We start from the raw sequence: 25,126 nt of genomic DNA, 5'->3' as shown, positions 1-25,126 counted from the left end.
GCGGGCTCGACGCGAGGCACCCGGAGGGTCGACGGGAGCCGTGATGGATGCGGTGTTCATGGCACCAACCTGGCCGGTGACACCCACGTTCCGCGCCCGCTGGCCCGCACTGTGCAGCGTTGCGGGCACCCGCCGCGGCGCGCCGGGTGCTGTGCAGATCGCCCGCCGCGGGGACGGAGGGTTGCCTCCCGTCGTGCGTGCTCGCCGAGTATTACGGGACGGTAACCGGTGGTGCGCAGCTGTCCGGGGAAGTGCCACCATGACCTGATGGACCTCAACCCTGTGACACGAACATCGGCCGTCGCGGCGCTGATCCTGAATGTGCTCTATTGCCTGCTGGTGCTCGCCCTGCTGCTCTGGGTGTTCCACTGGGGCCGGGTCAGCATCATAGTGGTGGCTCTGCTTCTCCTGGCCGTCATCATCCCCGGGTTCTTCGCTCTGCGCCCGCAGACCGAGCGGGGCGAGGACTACATCATCACCTCATACGGTGCCCGCGGCCAAGGGAAACTCACGGTACCGGTGCCCGTCTCCGAACTTCCGAGACTGGTCGAGCGTGCCTGCGCCCAGCACGCGAAACTGGGCTTGCGAGAACTCGATGCGCAGGGCGGGCGGATCTCGGTGGGAATCACGTTCTCGTCGTGGGGCGCGCGCGTCCGATTCGTCTTGCGACCCGTCTCGGAGACCGCGTCGCAGATCGTGGCGACTTCGCGTCCTCGGATGCCACTGGAACTGTTGGGTCGCGCCCGGAGCGAAGGAAACCTGTCCCTGCTGTTCCGCGGCGTGGCACGGGAGGCCGAGCGCACGCACACGAGCGTGACCTGAGCACCGCCCGACCGGGCGCGGTGCATGCCCCATGAGGCCCGGCTCTCAGCTGAGCCGCCGCTCAGGCGGGTTCCACCCACCACGCCCGGGTGGTGTCGGTGGGGCCGTCCAGCTCGGTCAACCCCGCGTCCGTGACCGTGACCGGCCTCTGGACCCCGTCCCACTCCTCCCGCGAGGGGAACTCCACGCGCACCCGGTAGTCGTCCACGCGCCAGCGTTCCCGCACTGCTTCGGGCATGGCCTCCCACGCGAGCTGCGCGGCGTGCCCACACTGCGCCGCGAGCTTGCCGCTCGAGATCCCGAGTCCCGGGGCCACCTCCACGGTGACCACGGCATTCTGCGTGGCCGAGGCCCCGACGGCCGGGAATTGCGTGCCGGACACCTGCAGCTTGTGCAGTTGCTTGGGCAGGGGCTGCACGGGTGCGGGCACGAATGCCCTCACGGCCGCGGTGCCGTGCTCGTCCGCTGCCGTAGTCGGCGCCTTCTGCGCCACCGTGACCCCGGGTAACGCCTGCACGTCCTCCCAGCGCTTGCCGTCCGCGCGCCGCACAAGTTTGCGGATCTGCACGTCCCGCCACGTTCGCACGGCCTCGTGCCATGGCCCACCCGGGGCGCTGCGTTCGTCGCCCAGCAGCATCACGACGGCGCGCGCCGCCGCTTCCGCGACGTCCACCTCCCGTGCGGGGCGCCCACGATCCCGGTACACCACTAGTTGCATGGCCCAGGGGACGTCGTGGGTCTCAGTCGGCTCAGCACTCATGGCCCCGAGTCTCCCACGCGGATCCGCAGCGCGAGCTCGCCCGCGGACAGCGCGTGCGTGTCCGGGACCACGGGGACCATGAGACCGCGGTCCGTGGCCGTGGCGATCCCCAGGTGCACGCGGCGAGAGACCGAGATCTGCTCACCCTGCAGCGAGGCGTTGAGCTCCGGAGTCCGGTGCAGGGCCCAGCACATGGCCCGCGAGAGCACGGCCAGGGGGTTGACCCGGGCGTATCCCTCCGCACCGCGGCTGCGCGCCACGAGCTCCATGGTGCGCGTGACGTCCACGTCCAGGAACTCGGTGACGTGCGGCGCGGTGAACGCAGAAGCCACCATCGCCTGCGCCGTGGCCCTGCGGACGCCCTTCAACGGGATGGTCCACGTCTCGTCGCCCTCCGGGGCGCCGGGCGACGTCGTCGGCGCGACCTCCGGGAGACCACCGGTGCCTACCAGGTGCTGCGCGAGGTCCTTGCGGGTGACCTCGCCGGCCGCACCCGTTCCGGTCAGCGCGGCGAGATTCACCCCGGCGTCCTCGGCCACGATGTCGATGATGGGCGTCCCCACCTCCACCGTGGCTCCCTCGGGGGCGAGCAGCGCCGCCACCGATCCCGCGGTGGGACACGGCAGTTCCACGACCGGCTTGGCGGTCTCGATCTCCACGATCACCTGGTTGACCTTCACGGCGTCACCGGCGGCGACTTTCCAGGTCAGGATGTCCGCTTCCGTGAGGCCCTCGCCGACGTCGGGGAGCTTGAACTGGGCTGTATTCATGATCTCCTCCTCAATACTCGACAGCCCGGTCGATCCCGTCGAGGATTCTGTCCACGTCGGGCAAGTCGTGGTGCTCGGAACGCGACGCCGGGTACGGGGTGTGGAACCCGCCCACGCGGATCACGGGTGCCTCGAGGTCGTAGAAGCATTTCTCCCCGACCCGCGCGGCGATCTCAGCGCCCTCACCGAAACTCGTGGGCGCTTCATGGACGATCACGAGACGACCCGTCTTGCGCACGGAGGTCACCACGGTGCCCGCTTCCGCGAGAGGAGCATGGATGACCCGCTGGTCGCCGAAGTCCTTCTGCAGTCCGTCCGTGATGAGGAAGACCCCGCCCAGCACGCCGATGTCCTCCCCGAACAGCACGACCCTGGGATCGTCCTCGAGGGCCTTGCGCAGTCCCCGGTTGATGGCAGCGGCCAGGGTCATGGTGGTGTTCTCGGCCCCGGGTGCCTGGGCCGCGGTCCCAGCTCGCCCTGGTGCTGGAGAGCCGTGGCCTCCTGGTCGAATCTGCGTAACAGGACCATGGATCGGTACATGGTCATCAGGTCGGTAATCTCGAGGGTATCGAGCTCGTATCCGTTCGGGGACAGACGCTCGCCGCTGGGACTGATCATCTGCACGGGATGAGGTTCACCCAGTCCCGTTCGTTCCGGATCCATCACCTCGTTGTGAACGTTCATGTCACTTCTCGAAGTAGCGCGTATTCAATTGTCACTAGGTCTCTGTGATGCAGGTCGCTACGCCTATCCCGCGCGGCTCCGCCAGGGGGCCCGGGTGTACCCGATCCACGCCCCATACTGGGAGCATGCACATCGTGGTGGCCGCCGCAGAGCCCGGGTCCTGGGTGTTGCGGGTGGTCTCCGCGAACGGCAAGCCCGCCGGGGAGCCGCACACCGTCACGGACGAGGGCCTCGCCTTCGAGGTCGCCCGGCGCGAGAACGCGGCACGTGCCGCGGGCGTGGTGCCTCCCGTGTGGACGTGGCTCGAGACCTCCGTCCCCGCCGCACTGCTGCTCGCCGCGGGCGTGTGGGTGACCCGCTGCCGGGACCTGGGACTGTGCGCCACGATCCTTGCCACGGCCGCGACCGCCCCCGGATCCGGCGCACCCGATCCCACCTCGGACGAACCCCGCCCACTCGACTACCGTCCCGTGATCGAACCCGCGGACCCGCGCCGCGTGGCCGGTCCGCGCGCCCCGGCCGAACCGAGCAGCCAGGGGTCGCTGTTCGCCGTCGTCGAGCAGCGCGGGCACGGGACGGACGAGTTGATCGCGGAGCTCGCCGCGCAGAACCGGGCGTGCGAGACCGCGCGCTATCCCCGGCGGATCGAACGCCTGCTGGCCCTCGAGTCCCAGGGCGCGTTGGTGGCCGCGGACATGCGCCACCACGGCGTCCCCTGGAGCCCCCGGGCCCACGAGGAGATCCTCGAGGAGCTGCTCGGCCCCCGTCCGGTCGGTGAGGAGCGGCCCGCGCGCATGCAAGAACTCGCCCGGCGGGTACGTGACGTGCTCGACGCCCCCACCCTCAACCCGGACTCCCCCGTGGAGCTGCTCAAGGCCCTGCGCAACGCCGGGGTGGACGTGGACACCACGCGCGCGTGGAAACTGCGGGACTGGGCCCTCGTCAACGGCCGGCCGCAGGAGCAGCGCGTGGCCATCGTGGAACCGGTGCTCGAGTACAAGAAACTCTCCCGGGTCTTCTCCGCGACCGGGTGGCACTGGTTGGACACATGGGTGCGGGAGGAGCGCTTCCACCCCGAGTACGTCGTGGGCGGCGTCGTGACCGGACGATGGGCCGCGCGCGGCGGCGGTGCGCTGCAGATCCCCAAGTACATCCGCGGCGCCGTGCGCGCGGATCCCGGCCGCGCGCTCGTCGTGGCCGACGCCGCCCAGCTCGAGCCGCGCGTGCTGGCCATCCTCGCGCGCGACGACGCTCTGGCCGAGGCGTCGCGCGACCGTGACCTCTACGAGTCCATCGCACTACAGGGCGAGGCACGCGGTTCGGAACTCAAGGAGCGGGCGCACGCGAAGCTCGCGCTGCTGGGCGCGATGTACGGTGCGACGTCCGGGGCCGGCGGGCGGTTCATGCCTCACCTGGCCCGGATGTTCCCGCGCGCCGTGGGTTACGTGGAACACGCCGCGCGCGTGGGCGAGCTGGGGCACCAGGTCTGCACCTACCTGGGCCGCTGGTCACCCGTTCCCGGGGCGGAATGGTTTGAGGTGCAGCGCGCCACGGCCACCCAGGCCGGCGAGCGCCGGGCCACCCAGGCCGCGCGCGGTCACGGCCGGTTCTCCCGGAACTTCGTGGTCCAGGGCTCGGCCGCCGAGTGGGCGCTCGCGTGGTTGGGACACATCCGACAGGGTCTGCACGACGCCGGCCTGGACGCACAGCTCGTGTTCTTCCTGCACGACGAGGTCATGGTCCACTGTGCCGAGCAGCATGCGCCCCGGGTGCGGGACCTCGTGACGCAGGCGGCCGAACAAGCGGTGATCACGGTGTTCGGCAGAGTACCCGTGGCGGTCCCGGTGGCCACGACGGTGGTGACGTCGTACGCGGATGCGAAGTGACCGCGGCTGCGCGCACCGGCATTACGCTGAGACGTCCCGCTCCTGAATAGCGTCCTGCTGGTGACCTCGCGGACCGTCCGCACCATGCGCCTCGACGGGGACCGAGGGTGAACGGCGCTGAAAGGGTTACGCCTTCGGCCCGAACCTCGGCGCGGGGCGCTTGATCGAGCGGTCCCACTCCACGGACCAGCCGAGCCAGTCGAGCACGCGGTCGATGATGACGCCGGTGAACCCCCACACGGTGATGGGCTCGGCCACGCCCGCCACGCGCACGTCGAACGCCGGGGACTCGTAGGTGTGCTGCCCGCGGGTCACGGTCGCGTAGTACCGGTAGGCGGGGTTGATCAGGTCCAGCACCGGCACCCGGAACACCAGGGAGGACTCGGCGTGGTCCACCACGTCCACGGGGGACGGACTGCGCCACCAGCCGATCACGGGCGTAACCAGGTGGTTGCTCACGGGCAGCGGCACGGGGTGCAGTGCACCGAGGACCTCCACGCCGTCCGGGTCCACCCCGGTCTCCTCGTGGGCCTCCCGCAGTGCCGCCCGGACATGGGGTGCGCTCACGCGCCCGCCGGGCACGTCCAGGAAGGTGCCGGGTTCGCCGTCGGGCGGATCGAGGCGCCCGCCCGGGAAGGCGACCTGGCCGGGGTGGGCACGCAGGGTCGCGGCGCGCTGGACGAGCAGCACGTCCAGGTCACGTCCCGGCCCGTCCGTGTGCTCGGCGTAGTGCGAGGGCACGGCGTCCAGCGCGCCGAAGAGGATGAGCACCGCGGAGTGCCGATGGTTCTCGTCCAGCTCGCCGATCCGCCACGGTTCGCGGTCGTGCATGATCACGGAATTACCGTGCCGGGCGAGCTCCACGAGCTGATCACGGGGGTCGGCCCCGTGAGGGTCGGTGGGGGTCATGCGAAGTCCTTTCACGCGCCGAGGGTGTGTCCGTCGGCGCGCAGTTCGCGGCGCGTGCGCCCGGCCAGGAAGCCCGCGAGCAGCTCCTCGCGGCCCGGGGCGAGTTCGTAGGCCAACAGTTTCCGGGCGGCCAGTGGATCGGTGGGGCCCGTGCCGTAGGAGGGGCACAGATCCGCGACCGGACACACTCCACACGCTGGTTTGCGCGCGTGGCACATCCGCCGCCCGTGGTAGATCAGTTCGTGGGACAGCTCGGTCCACACCGCAGGCGGGAACAGGGCGGCCACGTCCGTCTCGACCTTGACAGGGTCCTCCTGGTCGGTCCAGCCGAAGCGGCGCGCGAGCCTGCCGAAATGCGTGTCCACCGTGATCCCGGGGACCCCGAACGCATTGCCGAGCACCACGTTCGCGGTCTTGCGCCCCACGCCGGGCAGGGTCACGAGCTCGGCGAGCGTACCCGGGACGCGGCCGTCGTACTCGTCCACGATCCGAGTGGCCAGCCCCTGGATGGAACGCGCCTTGGACCGGTAGAACCCGAGCGAGCGCACCCGTTCCTCGACGTCCTCGGCCGGCGCCTCGGCCAGCTCCCAAGGCCCGGGGTATGCGGCGAACAGCCCCGGCGTTACCGAGTTGACGCGCACGTCGGTGGTCTGCGCGGAGAGCACCGTGGCCACGAGCAGCTGCCACGCGTCGTCGAAATCCAATTCCGCCACGGCGTACGGATAGCTGCGCGCGAGCTCGCGCTGGATTCGCCGCGCGCGCCGCGTCGTTGCCAACCGCGTTTCGCCCCCGGTACGACGACGCCGCGCGGCCGCCTGCTCGGCCTGACGCGGGGGCACGAAGCGCACGTGGGCAGCGGCGGCCGGGGAGTCCATGTCCTCGATCATGGTGGCCGCCGTGGCGGGGGTCAAACCGCGCGGCCGCCGTGACGGTGCGCGCGACACCGGCCGCCATGGATCGAGCACGGGCGGGAACCTCGACTACGCTGGAGAACAAGAATGTGAACTGAACCACGTGCCCGCGAGCGGCACGAGACGGCCCAGGTAAGGAGCACCATGTCCCCGGAATCCGCAGCATCCCAGTCGAAGACCTACGCACCCAGCGAGGAGTTCGCCACCCAGGCCAACGCCACCGCGGAGCTGTACACGCAGGCCGAGGAGCAGGGTGAGGAGTTCTGGGCGGACCAGGCCCGCGAGCTGCTGACGTGGTCCACCCCGTTCACCGAGGTATTGGACTGGTCCAACCCGCCGTTCGCCAAGTGGTTCCAGGACGGCACCCTGAACGCCGCGTACAACGCCGTGGACCGCCACGTGGAGGCCGGCAACGGGGACCGCGTGGCCCTGTACTTCGAGGGCGAGCCCGGGGACAGTGCGTCCTACACGTACGCGCAGCTCAAGGACGAGGTCTCCAAGGCCGCGAACGCGTTCGAGGCGCTCGGCGTGGGCAAGGGCGACCGCGTGGCCGTGTACCTGCCCATGATCGCGGAGGCCGTGGTCACCATGCTCGCGTGCGCGCGCATCGGAGCGATCCACTCGGTGGTCTTCGGCGGCTTCTCCGCGGACGCCCTGCGCTCGCGCATCGAGGACGGCGAGGCCAAGCTCGTGGTCACCGCGGACGGCTCCTACCGCCGCGGCAAGCCCACGACGCTCAAGCCCGCCGTGGACGCCGCCCTGGAGAAGGGCGGGAGCTCCGTCCAACACGTGGTGGTGGTCAAGCGCAACGGCGAGGACGTCGCGTTCCAGGACGGCCGTGACGTGTGGTGGCACGAGGTCACCGAGAACGCCTCCACCGAGCACACGCCCTCGGAGCAGAACGCCGAGGATCCGCTGTTCATCCTCTACACCTCCGGCACCACCGGCAAGCCCAAGGGCATCCTGCACACCACCGGCGGCTACCTCACCCAGGCGGCGTTCACCCACAAGAACGTGTTCGACCTCAAGCCGGAGACGGACGTCTACTGGTGCACCGCGGACGTCGGGTGGGTCACGGGCCACACCTACATCACTTACGGGCCGCTCGTGAACGGCGCCACCCAGGTGATCTACGAGGGCACCCCGGACTCCCCGCACCGCGGCCGGTTCTGGGAGATCGTGCAGAAGTACGGCGTGAGCATCCTCTACACGTCCCCCACCGCCATCCGCACCATGATGAAGTGGGGTGAGGAGATCCCCGGCGAGTGGGACCTCAGCTCGCTGCGCTTGCTGGGCACCGTGGGCGAGGCCATCAATCCCGAGGCCTGGACCTGGTTCCACCGTGTGATCGGCGGCGAGCGCTGCCCCATCGTGGACACGTGGTGGCAGACCGAGACCGGCGCGATCATGATCTCCCCGCTGCCCGGGGTCACCCACGCCAAGCCCGGTTCCGCGCAGGTCCCGCTGCCGGGGATCGCGGTGGACGTCGTGGACGACGCCGGCAACTCCCTGCCCAACGAGACCGACGGTTTCCTGGTGGTCCGCAAGCCGTGGCCGTCCATGCTGCGCACCATCTGGGGGGACGACGACCGTTTCGTCAACACCTATTGGGGCCAGTTCGGTGACAAGTACTTCGCCGGCGACGGCGCCAAGCGGGACGCGGACGGGGACGTCTGGATCCTGGGTCGCGTGGACGACGTCATGAACGTCTCCGGCCACCGCCTGTCCACCCCCGAGATCGAGTCCGCGCTGGTCTCCCATCCGTCCGTGGCCGAGGCTGCCGTGGTGGGCGCCCAGGACGAGACCACGGGCCAGGCGGTTTTCGCCTTCGTGATCCTCTCGGACCAGGCCACCGCCGAGAACCGGGACGCCGCCGAGCTCGCCGAGGAGATCCGCGCGCACGTGGGCCGGGAGATCTCCCCGATCGCCAAGCCCAAGAAGGTCTTGATCGTCCCCGAGCTGCCCAAGACCCGCTCGGGCAAGATCATGCGCCGTCTGCTCAAGGACGTCGCCGAGGACCGTCCCGTGGGTGACGTCTCCACGCTCGCGGACCAGACGGTCATGCAGCAGATCGTGGACTCGCTCGGCCAGAAGTAACCCCGGCCCCGGCGCACGACGCCGCTGCGGTGCCTCGCGTGAAGAGGTCATCGTGGCGGCGTCGTCCGGTGTTGTCAGGGTGTTCGACGACGCCGCACTGTTCGTCGGTGCCGCACTGTTGGTCGGCGCCGCCTTGTTCGGAGGTGCCGTGTCGCTCCACGTGACCGTGTTGTTGAATGGAGCCATGAGTGAGCTGCCGATCCACGTCCTGAATGGGCCCAATCTCAACACCCTGGGCACCCGCAAGCCCGAGATCTACGGGCACACGACCCTTGCGGACGTCGAACGCAATGTGCGCGTCCGCGCGCAGTCGTACGGGCTGGACGTGGTGTTCGAGCAGTCCAACTATGAGGGGCAGCTCGTGGACTGGATCCAGCGGGCGCGCACCGAGGCGTGCGGGATCGTGATCAATCCCGCGGCGCTGACCCACTACTCCGTGGCCCTGCACGACGCCCTGGAGATGTGCGAGATGCCGATCGTGGAGGTGCACATCTCCAACGTGCACCGCCGGGAGGCCTTCCGGCACACGTCCTTCGTGTCACCGCAAGCCACGGCCGTGATCGCCGGTGCCGGTGTCCTGGGGTACGAACTGGGCGTGCAGGTGATCGCCAACGAACTGGGTAAGAACATCGAGAGTTAGGACGCACCCATCACCGCAGCAGATCCACGGTCCGGTGTGCTCCTGGTCCACAGGCGCATCGACGAGTCCTTCCACCATGTGGCCGCCGCCGGGGACGTAGAGCTCTTCGCCGATGCGTGGTTGCCCGGCGGCCACGAGGTGTACTGGGAGCAGGTCAAGGACACGTGCGTGGAAGCCGCGGTGCTCTACGAGGGGTGCATGTTCTCCTGGGCATTCCGGCCCATGTCCCGGAGGAACTGGTCTCGTCCCTCGAGGAACTGGCCAGGCCCGAGGTGGCCGAGCGGATGACCACGCTCACCGTGCAGGGGACCATTCCCGGGACCGGTCTACCATGCGCTCCGAGAAACTCATCGGGGCCTACGGACTGGCTGCGCTGGGGTGGCGCCAGGAGATCGGTGACCCGCGGGCCATCATCGACACGGTCGACCGGCGCATGGCGGACGAGGACTGGTTCGTCACTGCCCTGTGGCAACCGCAGTACCTTTACGACGTGTACGACCTGCGCCCGCTGCGTGATCCCCTGAATGCGTTCTTGGCCCCGGACCGCGCCTCCCTGCTGGCGCACTCGGTACCCGGCCACCGCTCGTCCGTGCTCGACCGCCGGTCATCGGTGCTCAGCCGCTGCTTGTCGGTGTTCAGCTGCTACCGACAGGATGTCCGCTCAGGACACCACGCACTGACCCGTGGGGACGGACTCCGTGGAGTCCCCCGCCGCGGCGAGGATCTCGGTGACACGAGCCACGGGGATCGCATACCCCACCTGGTCCGTGACGGCCTTGGCGAAGACCACGCCCACGACCTCACCGTCCGCGTTGAGCAGCGGACCGCCCGAGTTGCCCTGCTCCACGTTGCCCGCGATCTGGATGATGCTGCGGGTCTGGGTCTGCCCCGTGGTCACGTTCTGCACGGGGGCCACCGCCTGACCCTGGATCGTGGCCGGGCGCAGCGTATAGGGACCGCCCAGCGGGTAGCCCGCGAAGGACACGGTCTGTCCGCTCGTCACCGAACCCTGCAGGGCCAGGGGTGCCTCGGGCAGATCGGGGACGCGCAGCACCGCGAGGTCGGACGCGGCGTCGTACTGCACGGCCTGCGCGCGGTAGACGCGACCGTCGCGCGTCTGGACCACGGGCTGGTCCACGCCCGCGACCACGTGGGCGTTGGTAACCACCGTGCCGGGCTGCGCCACGAATCCCGAACCCGTCTGGTTCTGGGCGCACTGGGCGGCCGTGCCGTAAACCTGGACCACGGACTGGCCCGCGTCCGCGACGCTCTGGGTGTCCGGGGTGTCCGTGGGGTCCGGGGCGGCCTGGGACGGGAAGAGCAGTTCGTCCAGCTGCCGGATGCCCTGGGCGCCGCTGATCGCGTTGCGGGTCTGTGTCATGGCCTGGCGCACGGGCTCCGGGGTGACCCGCTCGATACCGCGCAGCACCTGCGAGGACGCGACCTGTTGGGACAGTGCGGGAAGGCCCAGCTGACCCACGAGCGAACCCACGAGCCCCATGACCAGGGCGGCCACGACCACGTTGAGCACCCCGCCGCCCACGCGGTCCAGGATCCCCAGTCCCGTCCTCTCGGTGATCCGCGCGAGGGCATTACCCGCGATCGACCCCAGCCACTGACCCAGGGCCAGGGCCACGAGGACGGTGAGCAGCACGGCCGGGATCCGCCATTCGTCCGAGACGTACGCGGACACCACGGGGCCGGCCCAGAACGCCACCACGGCGCCGAGCACTAGCCCCACGAGGGACGCGAACGAGCGGAAGAACCCTCGGCTCAGCCCTGCGACGAGATACGCCACCAGCGCCACGATCAGCAGCACGTCCAGGATGTTCAGGGACAGGGTCATCGAAGTCCTCACGGAGGGGGAACACGCGGGGATCGGGTGCGTGCTCAGCCGAGCATACGGTGGGGGGCTGGGTAAATCGTGGATCGTGAACGGTGGATGAACACGAGCGGGAACACCCGGAACTCGCAGCGCGTTCACACCGGGCATAACCAGCGGGGTGGACCCGGGCGGTGTGAAATTCGTTACGATGGAACGTACTCAGATCATGTGCCCCTGTCCGGGCTCATCCGCAATCCGTGAGGAGTTTTACCTTGGATACAGACGTCCTACGCCGCGCTCCGCTGTTCGCTTCCTTGGACGATGAGGCGTTCGCCGCTCTGACCGAGGAGATCACCGAGGTGAACCTCTCCCGCGGTGCCACCCTGTTCTACGAGGGTGATCCGGGGGACCAGCTCTACTTCATCGTCTCCGGCAAGATGAAGCTTGGGCGCACCGCGAGCGACGGTCGCGAGAACCTCGTGGCCGTCATGGGTCCCGGTGAGATCTTCGGCGAGATGGCCCTGTTCGACCCCAGCCCCCGCTCCACCTCTGCGACCGCCGTGTCCGAGACCCGTCTGGACGGGCTCAAGCACGAGAACCTGCGCAAGGTCATCCAGCGCTCCCCCGAGGTCTCCGCGCAGCTGCTGCAGGCGCGCGGCCGGCGCCTGCGCCGCACCAACGAGAACCTCGCGGACCTAGTGTTCTCGGACGTCCCCGGCCGCGTGGCCAAGGCCCTGCTGGACCTCGCGGACCGGTTCGGCCGCCCCGCCACGGACGGCATCCTGGTGGCGCACGAGCTCACCCAGGAGGAACTCGCCCAGCTCGTGGGTGCCTCTCGCGAGACCGTGAACAAGGCCCTGGCCGAGTTCGTCCAGCGCGGTTGGATCCGCCTCGAGGCGCGCGCCGTGGTCATCCTGGACCTGCAGCGCCTCAAGCAGCGCTCCCGCTGACGCCGGTTCTTCCGCCGACGGCGCTCGTGGCACCCGCCACGGGCGCCGTCGCCTTTCACACGGGATGCGTGAGGGGTGCGTGAGGGCGCGCGGGACGCGACCCACCCGGGAGGTCACTCGTCCAGGACGAGGACGGGTTCGCCGTCGCGCAGATCCAGTCGGGGACTCTTGACCCGCAGGTCCCGCCGGGCCGCGAGGAACGCCACCGCCGAGCCGGCGTGCGCAACCGCCTCGAGGGCGCACTGCACCCCGGGGGTCGTGAGCTCGTTGAGGTCGAAGTGCCAGGGGTCGTCGGTGAGGCTGGCTTCCTCCGACTGGCGCCGGAACAGCTCCGGCACCGGTGTGGACCACGGGTCCTCGAACAGGGCGCGCGCGTCCACCCAATCGAGCCACGCCATACCGCGCTGCGTGGCCAGCGGCACGGGTCGCTGGCCCACGGGAACGGCCGCCGAATAAAACTGCAGGTCCACGCGCTGGTGGATGAAGTCCGAGGTGATCCAGTGGGACAGCGGCCGGAGGCATTCGCTGTGGAACGTGAGACTGCGCTTGGCCAGCAGGTCCGCGAAGGAGAACTCCTCTGCTGCCAGCCGTTCCCGCGAGGTCATCCAGTCCGCGCCGTCCACGCTCTCGGCGACACCGTGACCCGGGGTTCCCGCGAGCAGGATCCCGGTCTCCACGAACACCTTGCGCGCGGCGGCCACCACGCTGCGGCGCGTGCGGCCGATGTCCTCCGAGAGCACCTTGTGGGCCCACTGCGCGGGGGTGGGGCCGTGCCAGTCCAGGGGTTCGTCGTCGCTGGTCTCGCACACCCCGCCGGGGAACGAGAGCGTGCCCATGGACTGGCGGCCCGGGCGGTGGAGCATGAGGGTCTCCACGCCGTGCTCGCCGTCCCGCACGAACACGGTGGCGGCGCCGTGGCGGGGGGCGGAACCGTGCAACCCCAACCCTCGTTCCATCCAGGCCCGGGCGGCCGTGGAATAGGCGCGGGGCACCGCGAAGATGCGTTCGTTCCCGCGGCCCCCGCTCATCGTCAGTGGAACTCGACGATCAGTTCGACCTCCACCGGGGAGTTCAGCGGCAACACGCTGACACCCACGGCGGAGCGGGCATGCACGCCGGCGTCCCCGAACACCCGGCCCAGCAGGGTGGACGCGCCGTCCACCACGGCGGGCTGACCGTAGAAGTCGGTCGCGGAGGCCACGAAACCCGTGACCTTGACGATGCGTTGGATCCGGTCCAGGTCCTCGATCTGGGCCTTCACCGCGGCCAGGGCGTTGAGCGCGCAGCGTTCGGCGAGCTCGGCGGCCCGTTCCGGGGACACGGTCCCCTCGGCGCCGGAATCGCTCACCACGCCGGTCTCGAGTAGTGACCCGGACACCAGCGGCAGCTGGCCTGCGGTGTAGACGTGCTTCCCGCTCACCACGGCCGGGGCGTAGGCCGCGAGCGGCCGGGCCACGCTCGGCAGTTCCAGACCCAGCTGCGCGAGCCGGTCTTCGTAGCTCTTGTCCATGATGTCCTCTTCCCCGCGGGTCAGTTCTTGGGCCGCTTGAAGTAGGCGATCGGGTTGGTCTGGACGGGGGCGTTCACGTTGCCCGCGGGGGTGTCCGCGGCCTGCGTGCCGGGCAGGACGGTCACGAGCTCCCAGCCGTCCTCACCCCAGTTGTCCAGGATCTGCTTGGTGGCGTGGATCATCAACGGAACGGTGGCGTATTCCCATGTGGTCATGGCCACCACACTACTGGTCCCGCCCCCCGCAGCGCGCCGGGAGCGTTCCCGCACGAGGTTCGCGGGCCGTGTGCCCCCCTCACCGGTACACGATTCGCACAGGACCCGGCCTATAGACTGGCCCAATGGCATCACGCAACAACTCGGGCTCCGAGCCCACCTCGGTACTGGGCAACATCGTGGCGTTCATCGCCGTGTCGGTGGTTGCCGGGGTGGTGGCGGCCGGACTCCTCGTTCCCCCCGCCGCGGCCGCCGGACTGGCCGCCAACGCGTCCATCGGCTGGTTCAAGTCCCTTCCCGCGGACATGGAAATGGGCCCCCTCTCCCGTTCCTCCACCGTGGTGGCCAAGGACGGTTCCGAGATCGCCACGTTCTTCGCGCAGAACCGGGAACCGGTCTCCCTGAACCAGATCTCCCCCAACATGAAGAAGGCGCTGCTGTCCATCGAGGACCGCGACTTCTACGACCACGGCGGTGTGGACCCCTGGGGCATCGTGCGTGCCATGGGCAATAACGTGTTGCGCCCCAGCAACCGCCAGGGTGCCTCCACCGTCACGCAGCAGTACGTGAACAACCTGATCATCGATCAGCAGGTCCGGGCCGGCGAGCAGGCCAGCACCATCGGTGCGGACAAGGGCATCGTGGATAAGATCAAGGAAATCAAGCTCGCGCTGTCCATGGAGCAGGAGAAGTCCAAGGACGAGATCCTGGAGGGCTACCTCAACATCGTGCTCTTCGGCGGGCAGAACTACGGTGTGCAGGCGGCCTCCGAGTACTACTGGGGCATCCCGGCCTCCCAGCTGAGCATCGCGCAGGCCGCCACGCTCGCGGGCATGGTGCAGTCCCCCAACTACTACGATCCGCAGGTCAACCCGGAGGCCTCGGTGCAGCGGCGCAACGTGGTGCTGGACACCATGGTGCAGACCGGCGCGATCACGCAGCAGCAAGCGGACCAGGCGGCCCGCGAGCCCCTGAACCTGGACATCCACCCCACGAGTTCCGGGTGCTCGGCCGCGCGGACCGCTCCCTACTTCTGTGACTACGTGGAGAACCAGGTCATGCAGTCCAACTCGTTCGGTGCCACGCCGGAGGAGCGCCTGGCCACGCTGCAGCGCGGTGGTCTGACGATCACCACCACCCTGGATCCCAAGGCCCAGCGGGCCGCGGACACCCAGGTGAACGCGACCCAGCCCAAGGACGACAACCCGGACAACGTCTCCACGGCGTTGGTCTCCCTGGAGCCGCGCAACGGTCACATCGTGTCCATGGCGCAGAACACCAACTACTCCGCCGCGGAGGGCACCTCCAACACGACGTACAACTTCAACGTGGACAGCTCCATGGGCGGTGCCGGTGGGTTCCAGGTGGGCTCCACGTTCAAGCCGTTCACCCTGGCCCAGTGGATCAACGCGGGCAAGGGCATCAAGGCCAGCGTGGACGCGCGTCGTCTGCACTACCCCGCGGACTTCCGTTGGAAGGCCTCGTGTCTGCCCAACGGGTACAAGATCGAACCGGGTGAGGACGGCAACGGGTTCAGCTTCCAGAACGCGACCGAGGGATACGCCCGGGTCATGGACGTGGACTACGGCATCTACAACTCCATCAACTCGGCGCTGTACGCCATGGCCGCGGACCTGGACCTGTGCGAGATCGGTGAGTTAACCAAGGCCATGGGCATCCACGACGGCAAGACCGGTGATCCCGTGGACACCACCGTCCTGTCCTCCCTGTTGGGTGGTTCGGTGGACATCTCCCCCATGACAATGGCGCGTGCCTTCTCCGGCTTTGCGAACGACGGCGTGATGTGCGAGCCCCGCGCTGTCACCAAGGTCGTGGACTTCACCGGGAAGAACTACGACGTCCCCGGTGACAGCTGCCAGCAGGTGATCAAGAAGGAGGTGGCCCAGGGCGTGAACGAGGTGCTCAAGCAGGTGCTCGTGCGCGGTTCCGGGTACCAGCGCTCGATCGGGCTGCCGGATGCCTCCGCCGCCAAGACCGGCACCACCGACAACTCGACCCAGACCTGGATGCTCGGCTACACCAAGGGCCTCGCGACCGCCTCGTGGGTGGGTAACTACGAGTTCGGTTCCCGCTCCCTCAACGGCCTGAGCATCGGCGGGCGGACCGGCGGTTCGGGTACCGAGTGGGTGGACGGTGCCACGTACGCGGGTGGCCAGTGGCAGAACTACATGCGCACCGTGGCCCCCGACTACGACACCTCCCGGTTCTCCTCGCCGACGCCCAGCGTGATGTCGGCGCGCAAGTAGTGGCGGACTCCACCGCATCCACCCCGGTCGCCCGCTCCCTCGCCGCGGCCGGAGCGGGCTTGTTCGCCGCTGGCGCCGGGACGCTCGCGTGGGCCTCACTCGGGGAGCGGCGTCGATTCCAACTGCGCCAGGAGACGGTGCGTGTGCTCCCGGAGGGCTCCCGGCCCGTGCGGATCCTGCACATCTCCGACCTGCACACCGTGCCCGGGCAGGAGGCCAAGAAGCACTTCGTGCACTCGCTCGCCGCACTGCGCCCGGACCTCGTGATCGACACGGGTGACAACCTCTCGCACCTGCGCGCCCTGCCGTACCTGCTCGAGATCCTGGAGCCGCTGTTCGCGTTCCCCGGTGTTTACGTCCCGGGGTCCAACTGCTACTTCGCGCCGCAGCCCAAGAATCCCGCGCGCTACCTGTGGCGCACCACGAGCGGCGAGAAATCGGACGAGGCCCCGCGGTTGCCCACCGAGGACATGCACCGCGCGTTCGACGAACGCGGCTGGACCGGGCTCATCAACCGCGCCGAGCGGCTCAACATTGCGGACACCGTCATCGACTTCTCCGGCGTGGACGACCCCCACCTGCGCTTCGACCGGCACCCGGGCTTCCCGCGTGAACAGGACGGGCCGGCCCACGTGCGCATCGGCGTGGCGCACGCGCCGTACGTGCGCACGCTGGACCGTTTCGCCGCCCACGGTGCGGACATCGTCTTCGCGGGTCACACCCACGGCGGTCAGGTCTGCCTCCCCGGGGGCCGCGCGCTGGTGAGCAATTGCGACCTGGATCCCGCGATCTGCAAGGGATTGATCTCCCACAGGGGCGTCCCGGTGAACATCTCCCAGGGCCTGGGCGAGTCCCGCTTCGCCCCGGTGCGGCTTTTCTGCCCCCCACAGGCCGTTCTGGTCACGCTCACGGACTAAGGTTCTTCCCATGGCACCGATCCGACTCCCCCTCCCCACGCGCCGACCCGACGATACCGCCCCGGCTCTCAACGACTCTCCGCTGGACCGCGCGGTGGCGAGGATCGAACGGGAGTGCGGCAGCGGCGTCGTCGTCACCGGGGAGCTGGAACGGCGCGCGGTGGCCCACGACGCCTCCCACTACCTGATGCAGCCCCGCGCGGTGCTGCGCCCACGGGACACGCACGAGGTGGGGCGGATCTTCGCCGCGGCCGCGGACACGGACGCTGGCCTGACCCTGCGCTCGGGCGGCACGTCCCTGTCGGGGCAGTCCGTCACGGACCAGATCCTCGTGGACGTCCGCCGCCACTTCAAGAGCGTGGAGGTCCTGGATCGGGGTGCCCGCGTGCGCGTGCAACCGGGGGTCACCGTGCGCCAGGTCAATGCGCGGCTGGCTCCGCACGGGCGGGCGCTGGGCCCGGATCCAGCCAGCGAGTCCGCGTGCACGCTGGGCGGAGTGGTGGCCGACAACTCCTCCGGGATGGCGTGCGGCACCGAGTTCAACACGTACCGCACCCTGGAGTCCATGGTGCTCGTGTTGCCCTCCGGCACGGTGCTGGACACCGCCGCCCCGGATGCTGGTGAGCAGCTGCGGGCCCGAGAGCCCGACCTGTTCGAGGGCCTGCTCCGGCTGCGGGACCGCGTGCGGGGCAATCCGGAGTCCGTGCGGACCATCCAGCGACTGTTTGCCATGAAGAACACCATGGGCTACGGGCTGAACTCGTTCCTGGACCACGAGGACCCCGTGGCCATCCTGGAGCACCTCATGATCGGCTCGGAGGGCACCCTGGGGTTCGTGGCGAGCGCGACCCTGCGCACCGTGCCCGTGCACCCGCACGTGGCCACCGGCCTGCTGGTGTTCCCCACCGTGGTGGCCGCCACGAGTGCCGTTCCGGAGCTGGTGGGCTCGCAGTGCGCCACTTTGGAGCTGATGGACGCCACGTCCCTGGCGGTCTCGCAGCGCACCGGACTCGCGCCGCCCGCGATCATGGACATCCCGGTGGGCCAGCAGGCCGCACTGCTCGTGGAGTACCAGCACGACACCGCGGCAGGTGTGCGGGAACTGGCGGAGGCGGCGGCGTCCACCTTCGATGCGCTCGAGCTGGCCGGGCCGGTGGCCCTGACCACCGACCCCCGCGAGCGCGCGAGCCTGTGGACCGTGCGCAAGGGGCTTTACACCACTGTGGCGGGCAACCGACCGCAGGGCACCAACGCGCTGCTCGAAGACGTGGTGGTGCCGGTGGACCAGCTGGGCGGCACGTGCGAGGAGCTCACCGGACTCTTCGACGCCCACGGCTACCGGGACTCGGTGATCTTCGGCCACGCCAAGGACGGCAACGTCCACTTCATGCTCAACGAGCAGTTCGATGATCCCGCTTCGCTACGCCGTTACGAGCAGTTCACCGAGGAGATGGTGGAGCTCATCCTGGGCCGCGGGGGTTCGCTCAAGGCCGAGCACGGGACCGGGCGGATCATGGCCCCGTTCGTGCGGCGGCAGTACGGGGACGAGCTGTACTCGGTGATGGTGGAGCTGAAGGCCCTGATCGATCCCGGCAACCGCTTCAACCCCGGGGTGATCCTCACCGAGGACCCGCGCGCGTACCTGCGTGATCTCAAGACCGCGCCGGCCGTGGAGGAGGAGGTGGACCGGTGCGTGGAATGCGGATACTGCGAGCCGGTGTGTCCATCCCGGGATCTCACGCTCACGCCGCGCCAGCGCATCGTGGGGCGCCGCGAGATCGCGGACGCCGAAGCGCGCGGTGAGCACGAACTGGCCGGTCGGATGCGGCGCGAGTTCGACTACGACGGGCTGCAGACGTGCGCGGTGGACGGCATGTGCGTGACCGCGTGCCCCGTGGACATCAACACGGGTGACCTGGTGCGTCGGCTGCGGTCGGAGAACCGTTCCGCCGTGGCGGACCTCGTGTGGGCGGGGCTCGCCCGGGCGTGGCCCGTGACCGTTCCTGGTGCGGCCTTCGCGCTGTCCCTGGCCCGGCGGATGCCCGCCGCGCTCCCGGTCAGCGCGACGTCGGTGGCCCGCGCCGCGCTCGGGACGGACACCGTCCCCCGCTACTCCCCTCGCCTGCCCGCGGGCGGTCGCTCCCGTGCCGGATTGACGACGGCGCCCGCGAACGTCCCTGCCGACCGCGCCCGGGCCGTGTTCTTCCCCGCGTGCATCGGGGCCATGTTCGGCACGGTGCACGGGGAGGGACCGTCGGTGTCCGAGGCGTTCCTGATGTTGTGCGAGCGCGCCGGAGTGGACGTACATGTTCCCGAGGGCATCACCTCCACGTGCTGTGGCACGCCGTGGAAGTCCAAGGGCCTACCCTCCGGATACGAGACCATGTCCCGGCGGACCCTCGAGACCCTGTGGGAGGCCTCCGAGCACGGCACACTCCCGGTGGTGTGTGATGCCTCCTCGTGCACCGAGGGGCTCGTCACCATGCGAGAACTGGCGGCGAACTCGCCCCGGTACGCCGGACTGCGGTTCGTGGACGCGGTGCAGTTCGTGGCCGAGAACGTGCTGGACCGGCTGACCGTGTCCTCGCCCGTGGGCGCGCTCGCGGTGCACCCCACGTGCTCGTCCGTGCAACTGGGGATCAACGATCACCTCCTGCGCGTGGCTGGCGCATGTGCCGAGCACGCCACCGTTCCTTTCGCGTGGGGGTGCTGCGGGTACGCGGGCGACCGCGGCATGCTGCATCCCGAGCTCACGGCGGCCGCCACGGCTCCCGAGGCGGCGGAAGTACAGGCCGGAGATTTTGATGCATATGCATCTTTGAATCGGACGTGTGAGCAAGGCATGACCGAGGCCACGGGCAAACCCTACGAACACGTCCTGCAGGTGCTGGAGCGGGTCAGCCGCTGACACCGCGCTCGGACGTTTTCGGTGACTCGGGGATTTCACATTCCTCCCGTGCTGCCGCTATGCTGGAGCAGTTGTTCGCGGCTCTGCCGTGTGACATCGGGATGTGGCGCAGCTTGGTAGCGCGCGTCGTTCGGGACGACGAGGTCGCAGGTTCAAATCCTGTCATCCCGACCACATGAACACCCGGACCCATGAATCGTGGGTCCGGGTGTTCTGCATTTCCCCACGGACCCGGATCCCGGAAACCCATTCCGAGCCTCTTCCCGGGACATGTTCCGGCCCGGCGATACTCGGCAGCGGCACATAGAAGCCTATGCATAATCATTCATTGTCTGAACCGATATGCATTCGGCTCACGCTGACGGGGTCGGCCGGCGTTTCGGCACGGATTCCCGGCATACCGATGAATTGCAGGCTGACAAGCACTGACAGCCAGTGCGTCCCGTTCAGACACAATTCATCTCCGTGTTTGCTAGTGCACACATAAACTGTATATATTCACTGCGGCGACAGCGGAACTGGCCTCATCGCCTTCACATCATTTGCATGGGGGAATTCTCGTCAGCGGGGGCTGACGGGAAGCGCCAGGATCCCCGGGGGACAGCTGTGACAGCTCTGAGAACTTTGGTGCACGATTCTTTCAGTCGCACTCGTACCGCCACGATCGTCGTGGCCCTATTGCTCACGGGGCTGGTCCCCGTGGTGCTTGAACTCCTGGGCTCACACGCCGAGGTCCTGGTCATCGCGGGCGGACTGCTGGTGTTGCTCACCGCATTCCTGGTGCTGCGCGGCTCCCGTCCGGTGGACGCCGAGCACGCATCGGAACCCGCCGGGAGCTCCCGCGGCGGGGTGGAGCTGTTGCTCTACCTCTCGCCGGTGATCTTCCTGAACATCGTCTTCCCGCTCGTGAGCCCGCGCATGGCGGAGGCGACCGTGGGTGGGGTCCAACTGACCCACGTGGTCCTGGCCTCTTCCATCACCGTGCCCTGGCTCGCGCAGGCCGCGTGCATGCCCGCGTACCGCGCGATCGGTGACCTCATGGCCGAGCGGGACATGCAGAAGATCACCCAGCGCTTTTGCGAGGTGTGGCCGGCCATGTTCCTGCAGACCCTCCCGCTCGCCGCGCTGTTCGCACTGCCGCTGTGGCTGGCCACCGGCTGGTCCTGGCAGGCCATGGGCGCCTACCTGCTGTTGCTGGGCGCGCACGTGCTGTTCGTGCAGTCCCTGGTCCTCGCCAACGTGGGAGAACGCCGCGGCCTGTGGGCCGTGGCATGGGGCGCCTACGCCCTGGCGCTGGCCGTGGTTCCCACCGTGTGGATCCTTCCGCCCCTGGTCGCCGCGGCCACCCAGATCGCGGCAATGGGCCGTCAGCTGTCCCACGTGCGGGTCTTCGAACGCCTGGACCACCGCAACTTCGCCGCGGACGCCCTGCGCGGATTGCTGCTCGGATCGGTGTTGTGGGCGGACAAGTTCGTGCTGTTCCTGGCCACGGACGGGACCTTCCAGGTGATCGTGGTGTTCATGGCCATGCTCCCCGCGGTGCTCGCCTACAACTTCTACTTCGTCAACATGGCCCCGCACGTGGACCGCGCCGTCAGCGGACTGCACCGGGCCATCGAGAAGGAAACACTGCCCGTGCTGGCCTCCCGCTCCACGCTGCTCAGCTACGTGGTGGACCGCTCCGTCCTGCGCACCGGCGCGGTGGGCATGGTGCTGACCCTGGCGGCCGCACTGCTACTGGGCGGCTTGCAGCCCAACCACGTCCTACTCGCGGTGACCGTGGCCGTGGCCTCATGGACATTCATGATGCTCACCCTGTTGAGCTACGAACTGGACTACATCGGGGAGAAGATCACGGCCCAGGCCCTGGGTGCGGTGCACCTGGTCGTGAGCGTCCTCGCGTTCGCGGTGTTCTCCACCAACGGGGCGTACGCCCTCCTGTTGCTCGCGGACCTGGTGCTGGTCGCCGGTGCCTGGGCGCTGTACAAACGCCACTGGGCCCAGCCCGAGTACACCCTCTTCTGGCGCCACGCCACGTCCTGGTAACGCAGTCCACGTAAGCGCTTCCTATCAAGCGCATCCGCCGCGCACGGGCGCAGTCCTGCCCGGTCCCGGCCCCACTGCACGTCCCGACTGGTCGCCACATTGCGCCCCCGGACCCTTTCATCCCGTGAGGAATAGCCGACATGTACCCTTTCACGCGCTCACACGCCAAGCACCGCGCCACCAAGTCCGTGGCCGTCGCGGAACCCGCCCGTCTGTCCCCCGCCGCGCAACAGCGCCAGAAGCAGTACGAGGACGTGGACGTCGCCATCGTCATGGAATCCACCTACCCCTTCCTCAAGGGCGGGGTCTCGGCGGTCGTCCACGACATCGTCACGGGTAACCCCGACCTGAGCTACGGGATCATCCACATCTCCTGGGACTCCGAGGCACCCCAGGAGGACCTCTACTCCATGCCCGAGAACGTGAAATGGGTCCGCGTGGTCTACCTGAGCATGCAGGAGCACCGGGACGACTTCATGTCCGTGCGTCCCAAGGACCTGCGCATGACCGCGGAGCAGCGAACGGTGCTGTCCCACCGGATCTTCGACGCGATCTACGCCCTGGCCGGTGCCCGGGACACCGAGCCACTGTGGGAGCTCATCGACGAAGGACTCAATGAACGTACCCGGCAGTACCCCCTGTGGGCCGTGCTGGGCTCCCGCGAGTTCCTGCATGCGCTGACGGAGCGGATGCCGCAGCTCGGGCTCCCCCTGTCCGAATCGTTCTGGTTGCTGCGCGGATTCTTCTCCCTGGCCCACGCGATCCTGGGCGAGACCATGCCCCGGGCCCGGGTGTACCACGCGCACACGACCGGCTACGCGTCCCTGCTGGGTGCCGCGGCCGCGCGCGATCACGGCACGTCGTTCCTGCTCACCGAGCACAACCTGTACGTGCGCGACACCGTGAACACCCTGCTCGACCGCAACATGGCGCTGTCGATCACGTCCGAGGACTACCGCACGTTTGACGTCAGTGCCGAGGACCGGGCGTGGATGGCGTGGTGGATCGAGATCGGGCACTTCTGCTACCCGAGCGCCGAGCTCGTAACCTACCTCTACCCCACGGCCATCACGGAGGCCGCGAGCCTGGGCGCGGACGTGGACAAGTCCGTGGTGCTGCCCAACGGCATGATCATCGAGGAGTTCGAGGAGAAGTACCACGCCCGCCAAGCCGCGGTAGAGCGCATTGCGCAGTCCCCGGAGGAACACACCTGGCGACTCGTGTACATCGCCCGCGTGGTGCCCATCAAGGGACTCATGGATCTGCTCTCCAGCATGGACATCCTGCGGGATCGCGGGTACCCCAACATCCACCTGGACGTCCTGGGCCCCACCGAGCATGTGCCCGAGTACTACGAGGCGTGCCTCGAGAAGATCGAGGCCCTGGGCCTCCACGACCTCGTGACCATCCACGGGACCGTGAACGTACGGGACATGCTCGACCAGTTCGACCTCCTGGTGCTCCCGAGCTACAACGAGGGCCAGCCGATCGTGGTGCTCGAGGCCATGGCCGCGGGCATCCCCACGGTGGGTTCGGACGTGGGTGGCATGAGCCAGCTCGTGGGCGACGACCTGGTGACCCCCGACGGCCGCACGTGGGGACCGTGCGGTGAACTGCTCGCACCCGGTGACATCGTGGCCATGGCGGACAAGGTCCAGGCCGTGATCGGGAACGTGGACCGTTACCGCTCCTACAGCACCAACGCCCGCGGCCGCGTGGAGGACTTCTTCCAGCTCCACGAGGTCATGTCCTCCTACAACAAGATCTACCGGATGCTCGGCAACATGGGTGAGAAGCGCAACTTCGAGTACTCGGACCTGCGTCAACCGGCGCTCGACGCGCCGTTGGCGGGCGCGGGCGAGTGAGCGGCGTCGGCGCCTGGATCCGGTACGGGGGCCCGATCAGCCCCGAGCAGCTCGACTTCGCCGCGCAGCACTACCGGGCGGCGATCCTGCAACCGTGGGAGACGGCGGCGGCCGCGGACCTCAAGCGGCGCCGCCCGGACATGACGGTGCTGTGCTACAAGTGCCTGTCCTCGACCCGCAGTTACGAACCGGGCCCGATCCACAGTTCCGGGGTCTCGTACGCCGAAGCCCCGGACCGGTGGTTCGCGCGGCGCCTGGACGGTGAACGCATCGAGTGGGCCCGCTACGGCGGACACTGGCAGATGACCGTGTGGTCGCCCGAGTACCGCGAGCGCTGGGTGCGCAACGTCGTCGCCGAGCTGCGGGATTCGCCGTTCGACGGCGTGATGGCGGACAACGACGTGTTCGACGACTACTACGGCCTGGACCTGCCCATCCGTCATGCCCGGACGATGGCGGATTTCCGCGACGGTGCGGGCGAATTGGTGCATGCCGCGGGCACGGCCCTGAACGAGGTCGGTAAGATCCTGGTCCCGAACATCGCGGAATCGCGACGCGAGCCCGGCCGCTGGGCGAGCCACGCGGCCTACGGCGGCGGATTCGAGGAGGTGTGGCTGGGTTTCAGCCCGGTGGACCTGTTCGACCCGGAGACCACCGAGACGCAGCTGCCCCAGGCGGACGGGCCGGGCCTCAGCATCCTGCGGGTGCCCACGGACGGCGACGACGACCACCCCAATGTCGAGTACGGTCTGGCCGCGTTCTGGATCTTCGGGGCGGGCCGCGGCGCGTACGCGGCCACGGCGCACGACGACTACAGCCGCACCCAGCACACCGCGCAGCTCGATTGGGATCTCGGCGCGCCGGTGCAGGACCCCGTGCGCCGCGGTCACACGTGGTGGCGCGAGTTCACGCACGGCTGGGCCGCGGTGAACTTCAACGCCGACCGCCGACGACGCCGCCGCGTCCGGGTGCCGCGCGGCATGGTCGACGTCCGGGGTCGGGCGGCGGGGTCCCACCTGGTGCTGCAGCCCCGCCGCGGGGTGGTGCTGCGGCGGGGGTGAGCCCACCGGGGGTGCGGGGCACGGGGGGCGGCCGCCCCGCCCGGCCGCCGGGGGGGGGGGCCTGGTGGGTGGGGGCCGCCCCG

Annotated in this window: 21 protein-coding genes, 1 tRNA gene and 1 pseudogene; 14 read left to right on the top strand and 9 right to left on the bottom strand. The window is 69.1% G+C overall.

Annotated elements, in window-relative coordinates; genetic code table 11:
* Positions 1–267 precede the first annotated feature (267 nt).
* On the top strand, positions 268–822 hold the full coding sequence (locus tag A5728_RS08555) for a hypothetical protein (RefSeq protein ID WP_064846638.1): 555 nt from the start codon (positions 268–270) through the stop codon (positions 820–822).
* A 61-nt stretch (positions 823–883) separates the two neighbouring features.
* Here the strand turns inward: A5728_RS08555 and A5728_RS08550 are convergent, their stop codons facing one another.
* The 3 genes from A5728_RS08550 to A5728_RS08540 are packed head-to-tail and all read right to left on the bottom strand — an operon-like array spanning position 884 to position 2,782.
* Positions 884–1,582, bottom strand: coding sequence for a peptidyl-tRNA hydrolase (locus A5728_RS08550; RefSeq protein WP_193518983.1), 699 nt, complete (start codon positions 1,580–1,582; stop codon positions 884–886).
* Positions 1,579–2,352 (bottom strand): 2-oxo acid dehydrogenase subunit E2, encoded by a 774-nt coding sequence (locus tag A5728_RS08545; protein WP_064846636.1) that lies wholly within the window; start codon positions 2,350–2,352, stop codon positions 1,579–1,581. Before A5728_RS08545 ends, A5728_RS08550 begins: the two co-directional genes overlap by 4 nt.
* Positions 2,353–2,362: 10 nt before the next feature.
* The gene (locus A5728_RS08540; protein ID WP_064846635.1) at positions 2,363–2,782 is read right to left on the bottom strand and encodes a transketolase C-terminal domain-containing protein; all 420 of its coding nucleotides are present in this window, start codon (positions 2,780–2,782) and stop codon (positions 2,363–2,365) included.
* Between the two features lie 379 nt (positions 2,783–3,161).
* Here A5728_RS08540 and A5728_RS08530 point away from each other — a divergent pair, with 379 nt between their 5' ends.
* Positions 3,162–4,922 carry a bifunctional 3'-5' exonuclease/DNA polymerase gene (locus A5728_RS08530; protein ID WP_064846633.1) on the top strand — a complete coding sequence of 587 codons (1,761 nt, stop codon included), beginning with the start codon at positions 3,162–3,164 and terminating at the stop codon, positions 4,920–4,922.
* Positions 4,923–5,048: 126 nt separating this feature from the next.
* Here A5728_RS08530 and A5728_RS08525 read toward each other — a convergent pair whose 3' ends face one another.
* Positions 5,049–5,831 (bottom strand): CoA pyrophosphatase, encoded by a 783-nt coding sequence (locus A5728_RS08525; RefSeq protein ID WP_064846632.1) that lies wholly within the window; start codon positions 5,829–5,831, stop codon positions 5,049–5,051.
* An 11-nt stretch (positions 5,832–5,842) separates the two neighbouring features.
* The gene (gene nth / locus A5728_RS08520; protein ID WP_064846708.1) at positions 5,843–6,706 is read right to left on the bottom strand and encodes an endonuclease III; all 864 of its coding nucleotides are present in this window, start codon (positions 6,704–6,706) and stop codon (positions 5,843–5,845) included.
* A gap of 180 nt (positions 6,707–6,886) precedes the next feature.
* Between nth and acs the strand changes: the two genes are divergently transcribed.
* The 4 genes and pseudogenes from acs to A5728_RS15115 form a co-directional block, all read left to right on the top strand.
* Positions 6,887–8,839 (top strand): acetate--CoA ligase, encoded by a 1,953-nt coding sequence (acs, locus tag A5728_RS08515; protein WP_064846631.1) that lies wholly within the window; start codon positions 6,887–6,889, stop codon positions 8,837–8,839.
* Positions 8,840–9,023: 184 nt separating this feature from the next.
* Complete coding sequence (gene aroQ / locus A5728_RS08510; RefSeq protein WP_064846707.1) at positions 9,024–9,479, top strand: type II 3-dehydroquinate dehydratase; 456 nt, start codon at positions 9,024–9,026, stop codon at positions 9,477–9,479.
* Positions 9,480–9,515: 36 nt separating this feature from the next.
* Positions 9,516–9,767, top strand: coding sequence for a hypothetical protein (locus tag A5728_RS14795; RefSeq protein WP_064846630.1), 252 nt, complete (start codon positions 9,516–9,518; stop codon positions 9,765–9,767).
* A gap of 43 nt (positions 9,768–9,810) precedes the next feature.
* Positions 9,811–10,032, top strand: a pseudogene (locus tag A5728_RS15115) (glycine betaine ABC transporter substrate-binding protein); the annotation flags it as partial.
* Between the two features lie 108 nt (positions 10,033–10,140).
* Here A5728_RS15115 and A5728_RS08500 read toward each other — a convergent pair.
* Positions 10,141–11,325, bottom strand: a complete 1,185-nt coding sequence (locus A5728_RS08500; RefSeq protein WP_064846629.1) for a MarP family serine protease — start codon at positions 11,323–11,325, stop codon at positions 10,141–10,143.
* A gap of 251 nt (positions 11,326–11,576) precedes the next feature.
* Here A5728_RS08500 and A5728_RS08495 point away from each other — a divergent pair, with 251 nt between their 5' ends.
* Entirely contained in the window at positions 11,577–12,254 is a 678-nt protein-coding gene (locus tag A5728_RS08495; RefSeq protein WP_064846628.1) for a Crp/Fnr family transcriptional regulator, read from the top strand.
* A 113-nt stretch (positions 12,255–12,367) separates the two neighbouring features.
* Here the strand turns inward: A5728_RS08495 and A5728_RS08490 are convergent, their stop codons facing one another.
* The 3 genes from A5728_RS08490 to A5728_RS08480 are packed head-to-tail and all read right to left on the bottom strand — an operon-like array spanning position 12,368 to position 13,979.
* Positions 12,368–13,282 (bottom strand): hypothetical protein, encoded by a 915-nt coding sequence (locus tag A5728_RS08490; RefSeq protein ID WP_064846627.1) that lies wholly within the window; start codon positions 13,280–13,282, stop codon positions 12,368–12,370.
* Positions 13,283–13,284: 2 nt separating this feature from the next.
* Complete coding sequence (locus tag A5728_RS08485; RefSeq protein ID WP_064846626.1) at positions 13,285–13,764, bottom strand: RidA family protein; 480 nt, start codon at positions 13,762–13,764, stop codon at positions 13,285–13,287.
* Positions 13,765–13,784: 20 nt separating this feature from the next.
* A complete protein-coding gene (locus tag A5728_RS08480) occupies positions 13,785–13,979 on the bottom strand; it encodes a DUF4177 domain-containing protein (RefSeq protein ID WP_035965209.1) in 195 nt (64 codons plus the stop codon).
* Positions 13,980–14,104: 125 nt separating this feature from the next.
* Between A5728_RS08480 and A5728_RS08475 the strand changes: the two genes are divergently transcribed.
* From A5728_RS08475 to A5728_RS08445, 7 genes are all read left to right on the top strand, one after another.
* Positions 14,105–16,246 carry a transglycosylase domain-containing protein gene (locus tag A5728_RS08475; RefSeq protein WP_064846625.1) on the top strand — a complete coding sequence of 714 codons (2,142 nt, stop codon included), beginning with the start codon at positions 14,105–14,107 and terminating at the stop codon, positions 16,244–16,246.
* Positions 16,246–17,163, top strand: a complete 918-nt coding sequence (locus A5728_RS08470; protein WP_064846624.1) for a metallophosphoesterase — start codon at positions 16,246–16,248, stop codon at positions 17,161–17,163. The genes A5728_RS08475 and A5728_RS08470 overlap by 1 nt, the downstream gene beginning before the upstream one ends.
* Positions 17,164–17,173: 10 nt before the next feature.
* On the top strand, positions 17,174–20,071 hold the full coding sequence (locus A5728_RS08465) for an FAD-binding and (Fe-S)-binding domain-containing protein (protein ID WP_064846623.1): 2,898 nt from the start codon (positions 17,174–17,176) through the stop codon (positions 20,069–20,071).
* A gap of 97 nt (positions 20,072–20,168) precedes the next feature.
* Positions 20,169–20,245 (top strand) — tRNA-Pro (locus A5728_RS08460).
* Positions 20,246–20,698: 453 nt separating this feature from the next.
* The gene (locus tag A5728_RS08455; RefSeq protein ID WP_231885581.1) at positions 20,699–22,117 is read left to right on the top strand and encodes a hypothetical protein; all 1,419 of its coding nucleotides are present in this window, start codon (positions 20,699–20,701) and stop codon (positions 22,115–22,117) included.
* A gap of 140 nt (positions 22,118–22,257) precedes the next feature.
* Entirely contained in the window at positions 22,258–23,982 is a 1,725-nt protein-coding gene (gene pelF / locus A5728_RS08450; protein WP_064846622.1) for a GT4 family glycosyltransferase PelF, read from the top strand.
* Complete coding sequence (locus tag A5728_RS08445) at positions 23,979–25,043, top strand: putative glycoside hydrolase (RefSeq protein ID WP_064846621.1); 1,065 nt, start codon at positions 23,979–23,981, stop codon at positions 25,041–25,043. The genes pelF and A5728_RS08445 overlap by 4 nt, the downstream gene beginning before the upstream one ends.
* The last annotated feature ends 83 nt before the right edge of the window (positions 25,044–25,126 follow it).

Source organism: Kocuria sp. ICS0012, from assembly GCF_001665945.1.
Classification (GTDB): Bacteria; Actinomycetota; Actinomycetes; order Actinomycetales; family Micrococcaceae; genus Kocuria; species Kocuria marina.
This window is presented reverse-complemented; position numbering and strand designations above follow the sequence as displayed.

Excerpts from the sequence above, each read along its gene's own strand:
- A5728_RS08555 (WP_064846638.1), top strand. The coding sequence starts at position 268 with ATGGACCTCAACCCTGTGACACGAACATCGGCCGTCGCGGCGCTGATC.
- A5728_RS08550 (WP_193518983.1), bottom strand. The coding sequence starts at position 1,582 with ATGAGTGCTGAGCCGACTGAGACCCACGACGTCCCCTGGGCCATGCAA.
- A5728_RS08545 (WP_064846636.1), bottom strand. The coding sequence starts at position 2,352 with ATGAATACAGCCCAGTTCAAGCTCCCCGACGTCGGCGAGGGCCTCACG.
- A5728_RS08540 (WP_064846635.1), bottom strand. The coding sequence starts at position 2,782 with ATGACCCTGGCCGCTGCCATCAACCGGGGACTGCGCAAGGCCCTCGAG.
- A5728_RS08530 (WP_064846633.1), top strand. The coding sequence starts at position 3,162 with ATGCACATCGTGGTGGCCGCCGCAGAGCCCGGGTCCTGGGTGTTGCGG.
- A5728_RS08525 (WP_064846632.1), bottom strand. The coding sequence starts at position 5,831 with ATGACCCCCACCGACCCTCACGGGGCCGACCCCCGTGATCAGCTCGTG.
- nth (WP_064846708.1), bottom strand. The coding sequence starts at position 6,706 with ATGGACTCCCCGGCCGCCGCTGCCCACGTGCGCTTCGTGCCCCCGCGT.
- acs (WP_064846631.1), top strand. The coding sequence starts at position 6,887 with ATGTCCCCGGAATCCGCAGCATCCCAGTCGAAGACCTACGCACCCAGC.
- aroQ (WP_064846707.1), top strand. The coding sequence starts at position 9,024 with ATGAGTGAGCTGCCGATCCACGTCCTGAATGGGCCCAATCTCAACACC.
- A5728_RS08500 (WP_064846629.1), bottom strand. The coding sequence starts at position 11,325 with ATGACCCTGTCCCTGAACATCCTGGACGTGCTGCTGATCGTGGCGCTG.
- A5728_RS08490 (WP_064846627.1), bottom strand. The coding sequence starts at position 13,282 with ATGAGCGGGGGCCGCGGGAACGAACGCATCTTCGCGGTGCCCCGCGCC.
- A5728_RS08485 (WP_064846626.1), bottom strand. The coding sequence starts at position 13,764 with ATGGACAAGAGCTACGAAGACCGGCTCGCGCAGCTGGGTCTGGAACTG.
- A5728_RS08480 (WP_035965209.1), bottom strand. The coding sequence starts at position 13,979 with ATGACCACATGGGAATACGCCACCGTTCCGTTGATGATCCACGCCACC.
- A5728_RS08475 (WP_064846625.1), top strand. The coding sequence starts at position 14,105 with ATGGCATCACGCAACAACTCGGGCTCCGAGCCCACCTCGGTACTGGGC.
- A5728_RS08465 (WP_064846623.1), top strand. The coding sequence starts at position 17,174 with ATGGCACCGATCCGACTCCCCCTCCCCACGCGCCGACCCGACGATACC.
- pelF (WP_064846622.1), top strand. The coding sequence starts at position 22,258 with ATGTACCCTTTCACGCGCTCACACGCCAAGCACCGCGCCACCAAGTCC.